The following is an 8,012-nucleotide window of genomic DNA, read 5'->3' on the forward strand; positions in this document are numbered from 1 at the left end:
GAGAATGTAAATCATGATCAGATTGACGAAAGGGATCAGCATCAGCAGCGAGATCCATCCGCTGTGCCCGGTCCGACTCCAGAGTTTCCAGAAGGGGATCAGGATCACCGCCGCATAGACGGCCACCCAGAACCATATCGCATAGCCCATCTGGCTCATTGTCTGGTCCATTGCCGCGCTGCCCGTCATTCGGCCGCCACCACGGCGGGCCGGGGCTTGCGCTTATGCGCGATGCGGTCTTCGATTTCGTCGCGGAAATGCCGGATCAGCCCCTGGATCGGCCATGCCGCAGCATCGCCGAGCGCGCAGATCGTATGACCCTCGACCTGTTTGGTCACATCGAGCAGCATGTCGATCTCTTCGGGGGCGGCCTCGCCTTTGACCAGCCGGTCCATCACGCGCATCATCCAGCCCGTGCCCTCGCGGCAGGGCGTGCACTGGCCGCAACTTTCGTGCTTGTAGAATTTCGACAGCCGCCAGATCGCCTTGATCACATCGGTGCTCTGATCCATCACGATCACGGCGGCCGTGCCCAGACCCGATTTCTGATCGCGCAGCCAATCGAAATCCATGATGGCGTCTTTCATCACCTCGGCCGGAAGCAGCGGCACCGACGATCCGCCCGGGATCACCGCCTTGAGGTTGTCCCAGCCGCCGCGGATCCCGCCGCAATGTTTCTCGATCAGCTCTTCGAAGGAAATCGACATCGCCTCTTCGACGACGCAGGGGGTGTTGACGTGCCCCGAGATCGCGAAAAGCTTGGTGCCGGTGTTGTTGGCCCGGCCGAAGCCCGCGAACCATTCCGGCCCGCGCCGCAGGATCGTGGGGACGACCGCGATCGATTCGACGTTGTTCACCGTGGTCGGGCACCCGTAGAGCCCCGCGCCCGCCGGGAACGGCGGCTTCATCCGGGGCATGCCCTTCTTGCCTTCCAGGCTTTCCAGCAGGGCGGTTTCCTCGCCGCAGATATAGGCGCCCGCGCCGTGGTGCAGATACAGGTCGAAATCCCATCCCGACCCGGCCGCGTTGCGCCCCAGCAGACCGTCGGCATAGCATTCGTCGATCGCCAGTTGCAGCGCCTCGCGCTCGCGGATGTATTCGCCGCGCAGGTAGATGTAGCAGGTGTGTGCGTTCATCGCGAAAGACGCGATCAGGCACCCCTCGATCAGCGTGTGCGGATCATGGCGCATGATCTCGCGGTCCTTGCAGGTGCCGGGTTCCGACTCGTCGGCATTGACCACCAGATAGGCGGGCCGACCGTCGCTTTCCTTGGGCATGAAGGACCACTTGAGCCCGGTCGGAAAGCCCGCGCCGCCGCGCCCGCGCAGCCCCGAGGCCTTCATCTGGTCGATGATCCAGTCGCGCCCCTTCTTGACGATATCACCCGTGCCGTCCCACTGCCCGCGCGCCTTCGCCCCCGCCAGGGAGCGGTCGTGCATCCCGTAGATGTTGGTGAAAATCCGGTCCTGATCCTTCAGCATCCGTTTATCCCTTGTTGCTCCGGCGCGCGCGCCAGATCCAGTAGACATTGACCAGCGCCCAGGCAAACCCGGCAAGCGCCGCAAGGTCGAACAGGAACAGGTAGCGCACCGGCATCTGCAAGACCGCCAGCAGCCATTGCGCCGCCAGCCAGCCCACCATCGTCACGATCATCACGATCGCGACCAGACGCGCCCTGCGGGCTTGCTGCATTTGCGTGTCGTCGCTGTTAGCCATTCACCACCGGGGCCGCCGTTTCGGCCCATCTCTTCCTATGCGCGGCCGTCAGAGGCAAGCGCATGCAACCAATTTTCTGCCCTCAGCCGCCCGAGCGTGCCGAAAGCGCTCGTGCCTGGGGCACCCATTCGTCGCGGGTCACCCGCCCGCGAAACCCTTTCAGATTGTCGTCCATCCAGGCGACTTCCTGTTCCGACCAGCCCGCGATCTGGTCGAAATGATAGATCCCCATATCATTGCATTGCTGCGCCAGCTTGGGGCCGATCCCCTTGATGCGGGTCAGATCGTCGCCCTGCCCGTCGCGCGGGGCGTCCAGCCGTTCGGGCGCGGTGCCTGTGTGGATGCCGGGCTCCACCGCATCGACCGCGACGCTGGAGCTCGGCGCCGCATCCGGCTCGACCTCGGCATCGGGCCCAGCATCGATCTCGGCATCGGACACGGCGGCCGACCCCGCGCGAGGGGCCGACGCAGGCGTTTCCGATTTCGCGTCGGGCTGCGCGTTCACCGCGCTGCCTTTCCAATCCTCGCCCTGCGGGTCCTGATCCCCAGACAGCGGCTGACCTGCCGTCGCGTCGCCTGATGCGGCCCCGGCTCCCTTGTCGGTTCCGTCGGCGGAGCTGTCGTCGACTGCACGATCGGCTTCCCTCCCGGCCTCGGCGCGGTCGTCCGTCGCGGTCTCCCTGCCGGGTTCGCGTCGCTCATCCACCGCGATGCCGGTCAGCGCGGCTTCGGCGCCCGCGGCTGCGGGTCCGGTGCCGGGCACGCGGTCCTCGCGCGATTTGGCGACGGAGGCGGGCGTGACGCGCACGACATCGCCGTCGTCATCGGCGAAGGGCTCGGACCCCGGGGACCCCGGCTGGGCCCCCGGGTCGGGCGACGGCTCCGGGCGCAGCGGCGTGGCCGCGGTTTCCAACGATCCCGCCGCGGCTGCGTTGCGCGCGGCCCCTTCCGCAAGCGTCGTCGCGTCGCCCGTGCTGTCGGCCACGCGGGCGCCCGGCCGGTTTCCCGGGACCGCGCCGCCGCCCATCGGGCGCATCGCGGCGGCGGTGTCGGACGAGGACGAGCAGATCACCCAGGCCAGTACCGCGCCGCCCACGGCGAAGCCCAGCACCCCCGCGAAAAGCCCCGCCAGAAAGGACATTCCCGTCAGCCACCACAGAAGGATCGACAGCACCGCCCCGCCGAGCGCCGCGGCAAGCCAGCATCCCGCACTGCAACTCAGTCCATCAGATTTCTGTAGCATTGTCGCGCTCCCGTCGCTTGGTTGCAGGGTGTGATGACGATCTTACTAACGTATTCTGCGGCTTATGTCTCTTACTGTGCGCCCGGTGATTGTGTAAGGGCGCCAGCCTGACCGACCCAGTCATCGCGTCCGGCCCGCCCGCGGAAACCTTCCAGGTTGTCGTCCAGCCAGATCAGCTCCTCCTCCGACAGGGCGGCGATCTGGTCCAGGTGATAGAATCCCAGGGCATTGAGCTGTCTTTCCAGCTTCGGGCCGATGCCGCGGATCTGCTTCAGATCGTCGGCCTTGCCGCCGCGCGGGCTGTCGAGCCGCGGCGGAACAACGCCGACGGGCGGCTGGCCGGGCGTAGTATCGGGCGCAGGTTCGGGTGCAGCGCGATCCGCGTCCTTTGCCGGTGCGCCCTCGTCGGGGCGCCCGGTGGGCTTTTCATCCGCTTCCTGCTTGCTGACGCCGGTATCGCTGGCGGGGGTGTTCTTTGCGGGTTGCGGGCCGGGCGTCGCGCGCGGGTCGGTGCCGGGCAGGTCGGTGCCGTGATCGCGCGGCGGCGTCGCGGCCGCGTCGGTCCGATCGTCCGGCCATGGCGTGGTCAGCGGGGTCTCGCTGCCGTCGATGCGCCGGATCGTATCCCCCAGATCGAGCGCCAGCGCGACGGAGGCGTTATGCGCGTTGTGATCCTTGCCGTCCCCCGCGAGCGAGCTCAGCCCCGACAGAGGCTCGGAGGCGAAACGCCCGTTCTGGGGGCCCGGGGTCGGCACCTCGCCCGCGGCCATCCCGTCGATGATCCGCGCCAGGCTTTCCTCGGTGAGGTCTTCGTAATAATCCTTGCCGATCTGGGCCATCGGCGCGTTCGCGCAGGCGCCCAGACATTCGACCTCTTCCCAGCTGAACCGCCCGTCGGCGGAAAGCTCATGCGGGTTGAGCGCGATCTTCTCGCGGCAGACGGCCATCAGGTCCTCGGCCCCGCAGATCATGCAGGACGTGGTGCCGCAGATCTGAACATGCGCAACGCTGCCAACGGGTTGCAACTGAAACATGAAGTAGAAGGTCGCGACCTCAAGGCCCCGGATATAGGCCATGTCCAGCATCTCGCAGACATGCTCGATGGCGGGGCGCGACAGCCACCCTTCCTGTTCCTGCGCCCGCCACAGCAGCGGGATGATCGCGCTGGCCTGGCGGCCTTCGGGATATTTGGTGATCTGCGCCTCGGCCCATTTCTGGTTTGCCGGTGTGAAGGCAAAGCTCTCGGGCTGATGGGCGTGAAGACGGCGGAGCATTCAGTATCCTCGGATCATTTCGTCTGTTGGCAAAGCGACGCATCCAGCGTCGCGGTGAACCCGTCGACCTTGATGCGGCCCTCGTCGGCCAGCGGCAGCACGATGGCGCGCATCTGCTCGCGGTCCAGGCCCAGGTCGCGGCCGATGCCGTCGATCTGCCCATCGTCGATGGAGCATCCGGCAGAGGCGAACCGCGCCAGCAGTGCATCGCGCGGCGTGGGCGCGGGGTTCACCGGCGGGCACATTTCGGGAAGCAGGCTCAGCGCGCCCTCCGCATCGAGGGAAATCTTGCCCTCCATCCGCAGCGCGACAAGCTGCTTCTGCACGAAGGCGCGCTTGAATCCGAGCGGGCCGAAGACCTTCGGCAGATCCAGCGGGCGCACCCTGCACTTGTTGCGGGCAAATGCGGTGACCAGCGCCTCGGTGCTTTGCACACCGCCGGTTGACGCATCGGCGCTCGTGGACGCGGCGCTGCCCGCTGCTTCGGGCGCCCGGGCGAAGGCCGCGCGGGCCGCATCGCCCAGCGGCGCGCCGGTCTCGACCAGGGCCCCTGGCCCCGCCACGTCGGACGCGCGCCCGGGCTGCATCAGCGCGGACCCTGCCGCCTGCGCCGAGCCGCCCGCGAGCCCGGCCAGCAACACGCCGCCAAGACCCGCCCCCAACATGAGCGCGCGAAACGCCCCCGCGTCATTCATCGGTCGATCTCCCCGAAGACCACATCCATGGTGCCAATGATGGCCGACACATCGGCCAGAAGATGTCCCGAGGCCACATGATCCATGGCCTGCAAATGCAGGAATCCCGGCGCGCGCAGCTTGACGCGGTAGGGTTTGTTCGTGCCGTCGGCCACCAGATAGACGCCGAATTCGCCCTTCGGCGCCTCGACCGCGGCGTAGATCTCGCCCTTGGGCACGTGGAAGCCTTCGGTATAGAGTTTGAAATGATGGATCAGCGCCTCCATCGAGGTCTTCATCTCGCCGCGTGTCGGCGGCGACAACTTGCCGCGCGCCAGCACGGGCCCCGACTCCGCCCGCAGCTTTTCGCAGGCCTGGCGGATGATCTTGGTGGATTCGCGCATCTCGGCCATGCGCACGAGGTAGCGGTCGTAGCAATCGCCGCTCTTGCCCACGGGGATCTGGAATTCGAACTCGTCGTAGCACTCGTAGGGTTGCGCGCGCCTCAGATCCCACGCCAGCCCCGAGCCGCGGACCATCACGCCGGAAAAGCCCCAGTCGCTGATCTCCTGCTCGCTCACGACACCGATGTCGACGTTTCGCTGCTTGAAGATGCGGTTTTCCGTCAGCAGCCCGTCGATATCGTCGAGAACGGCCGGAAACTCCTGCGCCCAGGTGTCGATATCCTCGACCAGCGCGGGCGGCAGATCCACATGCACCCCGCCGGGGCGGAAATAGGCCGCGTGCAGACGCGCCCCGCAGGCGCGCTCGTAGAAGACCATAAGCTTCTCGCGCTCCTCGAACCCCCAAAGCGGCGGCGTCAGCGCGCCGACGTCCATCGCCTGGGTGGTCACGTTCAGCAGATGGCTCAGGATGCGACCGATCTCCGAATAGAGCACCCGGATCAGCTGCGCCCGGCGCGGCACCTCGATGCCCACCAGCCGTTCGATCGCCAGGCAATAGGCGTGCTCCTGGTTCATCGGCGCCACGTAATCCAGACGGTCCAGATAAGGCAGGTTCTGAAGGTAGGTACGGCTTTCCATCAGCTTTTCGGTGCCGCGGTGCAACAGCCCGATATGGGGATCGCAGCGCTCGACAATCTCGCCGTCAAGCTCAAGAACCAGCCGCAAAACGCCATGTGCAGCAGGGTGTTGCGGGCCGAAGTTAATGTTGAAGTTTCGAATCTTCTGCTCGCCGGTCAGGGCATCGTCGAATGGGCCGTCCATGTCAGACCTCCACCATGTTGGCGTGCCATTCCCGCGGAACGTCGGGAAAGCGGTTCGCCACGAATTCATATTGAGGCGCCAGACGATCGAGCATCGGGCGGCGCCACTTTTCCGCCAGATCCAGCGTCTGGCTGACATTCACGCGATGATCGAACTGAGCGGCCACGCGCGTGATGCCGAGAAAATCACAGATCCGGTCGATCGTATCCTGTTGGAACAGCCGTTCATAGAATTCGATCAGCAGGTTTTCGGGACGGATCGCCGCGCTCATGCGTTCCAGCATGGCGCGGTAGTCGGACCGCTCCACCACATCGCCTTGCCCGCCGTCGAGATACTCGCGTGCGATCGTGCGCGCGCGGTCGGCCGCGGCGTCGCCGGTGCGGCCGCCGAAACCGCCCATCATGCGGATGTTCGACCACAGCCGTTCCAGCGGATCGCGCATCAGGAAAATGAACTTGACCTTCGGCACCCGGCCCGGCGCCAGATCCTGCATCTGCCGCAGGCGCGCCTCGGGCAGCAGCGCATAGGACGGGGTGAAATCGCCGACGATCCTGGCGCCGCGGTGGCCTTCGTTCATATAGGCCAGATAGGCGGGGATATCCTCCTCCCCGCGCCCGATCACCGACATCCAGCGATCGTTGTCGATCACCTGCCGCCTGAGATTCGCGCGCCTGTCGCCTTCGGCGGTCAGCATGGCGGCGCGACGGCGGCTGCGGGCCTCGATGATGCGGTCCATCTGGCGGATCTGCGCGCCTTTTTCGAGCATGTCGAAGTAATGCAGCTCCTTGATCGCGCGGAAATGGCAATCGGGGTGCATCTCGAGGTAACGGTAGAGCCAGCTGGTCCCCGCCTTCGTCGCCCCAATTCCGAAAACCACGCCCGGTTCGGCCATGACTATTCCTTGGCTCCGGTGCTGCCGCCTTGCGGGGCCGTGTCGCCCGGCAGGATGTAATCGGCACCCTCCCAGGGCGACATGAAATCGAACTGGCGGTATTCCTGCACCAGGTTGACCGGCTCATAGACCACGCGCTTCTGCGCTTCGTCATAGCGGACCTCGGTATAGCCGGTGGTCGGGAAATCCTTGCGCAGCGGAAAGCCGCGGAACCCGTAGTCGGTCAGGATACGGCGCAGATCGGGATGCCCCGAGAACAGGATGCCGAACATGTCGAAGACTTCCCGCTCGAACCAGTTGGCCGACGCGTGAACCGAGACGATCGAGGGCATCACCTCATCCTCGCGCAGCCGCGCGCGCAGCCGGATGCGGTGGTTCTGATACATCGACAGAAAGTGATAGACCACATCGAAGCGCCGGTCGCTCGACGGGTTGTCCACCGCGGTGATATCGACGAGCGTGGTGAACTGGCAGGTCTGATCGGCCTTGAGAAAATCCACGAAGGGCACGATGCGCGTCGGCGCCACCTCGATCGTCAGCTCACCGCGCAACACACTCGTGCCGACCACCGCGTCGGGCTGTTTCTCGGTGATGTGGGCCGCCAACTGGGACAGGATGTCGGGCATGCCAGACCTTTCTCAGCGGGTGATGGTTCCGGTGCGGCGGATCTTGCGCTGCAATTGCAGGATGCCGTACAGCAAGGCCTCGGCGGTCGGCGGGCAGCCGGGCACGTAGATGTCGACCGGCACGATCCGGTCGCAGCCGCGCACCACCGAATAGCTGTAGTGATAATAGCCGCCGCCATTGGCGCAGGACCCCATCGAGATCACGTAACGCGGCTCGGGCATCTGATCGTAGACCTTGCGCAGCGCGGGCGCCATCTTGTTGGTCAAGGTGCCCGCCACGATCATCAGGTCGGACTGGCGCGGGCTGGCGCGGGGCGCGATCCCGAAGCGTTCGGCGTCGTAGCGCGGCATCGAGGTATGC

Annotated in this window: 9 protein-coding genes; all 9 read right to left on the minus strand. The window is 66.0% G+C overall.

From position 1 onward, the window contains the following. Positions 1-185 precede the first annotated feature (185 nt). Positions 186-1,481 (minus strand): NADH-quinone oxidoreductase subunit NuoF, encoded by a 1,296-nt coding sequence (gene nuoF, locus ACU0BR_RS04015; RefSeq protein WP_446155559.1) that lies wholly within the window; start codon positions 1,479-1,481, stop codon positions 186-188. Positions 1,482-1,485: 4 nt separating this feature from the next. Beyond that, positions 1,486-1,716, minus strand: coding sequence for a DUF5337 domain-containing protein (locus tag ACU0BR_RS04020; RefSeq protein WP_446155560.1), 231 nt, complete (start codon positions 1,714-1,716; stop codon positions 1,486-1,488). 82 nt (positions 1,717-1,798) lie between these two features. Beyond that, positions 1,799-2,959, minus strand: coding sequence for a hypothetical protein (locus tag ACU0BR_RS04025; protein ID WP_446155561.1), 1,161 nt, complete (start codon positions 2,957-2,959; stop codon positions 1,799-1,801). 71 nt (positions 2,960-3,030) lie between these two features. Next, entirely contained in the window at positions 3,031-4,233 is a 1,203-nt protein-coding gene (locus tag ACU0BR_RS04030; RefSeq protein WP_446155562.1) for an NADH-quinone oxidoreductase subunit E, read from the minus strand. A 14-nt stretch (positions 4,234-4,247) separates the two neighbouring features. Beyond that, entirely contained in the window at positions 4,248-4,928 is a 681-nt protein-coding gene (locus tag ACU0BR_RS04035) for a hypothetical protein (protein ID WP_446155563.1), read from the minus strand. Continuing rightward, positions 4,925-6,133 (minus strand): NADH-quinone oxidoreductase subunit D, encoded by a 1,209-nt coding sequence (locus ACU0BR_RS04040; RefSeq protein WP_446155564.1) that lies wholly within the window; start codon positions 6,131-6,133, stop codon positions 4,925-4,927. The genes ACU0BR_RS04035 and ACU0BR_RS04040 overlap by 4 nt, the downstream gene beginning before the upstream one ends. Before the next feature lies 1 nt (position 6,134). Continuing rightward, positions 6,135-7,025 (minus strand): sulfotransferase, encoded by an 891-nt coding sequence (locus ACU0BR_RS04045; protein ID WP_446155565.1) that lies wholly within the window; start codon positions 7,023-7,025, stop codon positions 6,135-6,137. A gap of 2 nt (positions 7,026-7,027) precedes the next feature. Then, positions 7,028-7,651: an NADH-quinone oxidoreductase subunit C gene (locus ACU0BR_RS04050; RefSeq protein WP_446155566.1), complete on the minus strand. Its 624-nt coding sequence runs from the start codon at positions 7,649-7,651 to the stop codon at positions 7,028-7,030. A 12-nt stretch (positions 7,652-7,663) separates the two neighbouring features. After that, a partial coding sequence (locus ACU0BR_RS04055) for a NuoB/complex I 20 kDa subunit family protein (RefSeq protein ID WP_446155567.1) occupies positions 7,664-8,012 on the minus strand: 349 nt, incomplete at its 5' end.

It is taken from the genome of Brevirhabdus sp. (assembly GCF_052826345.1).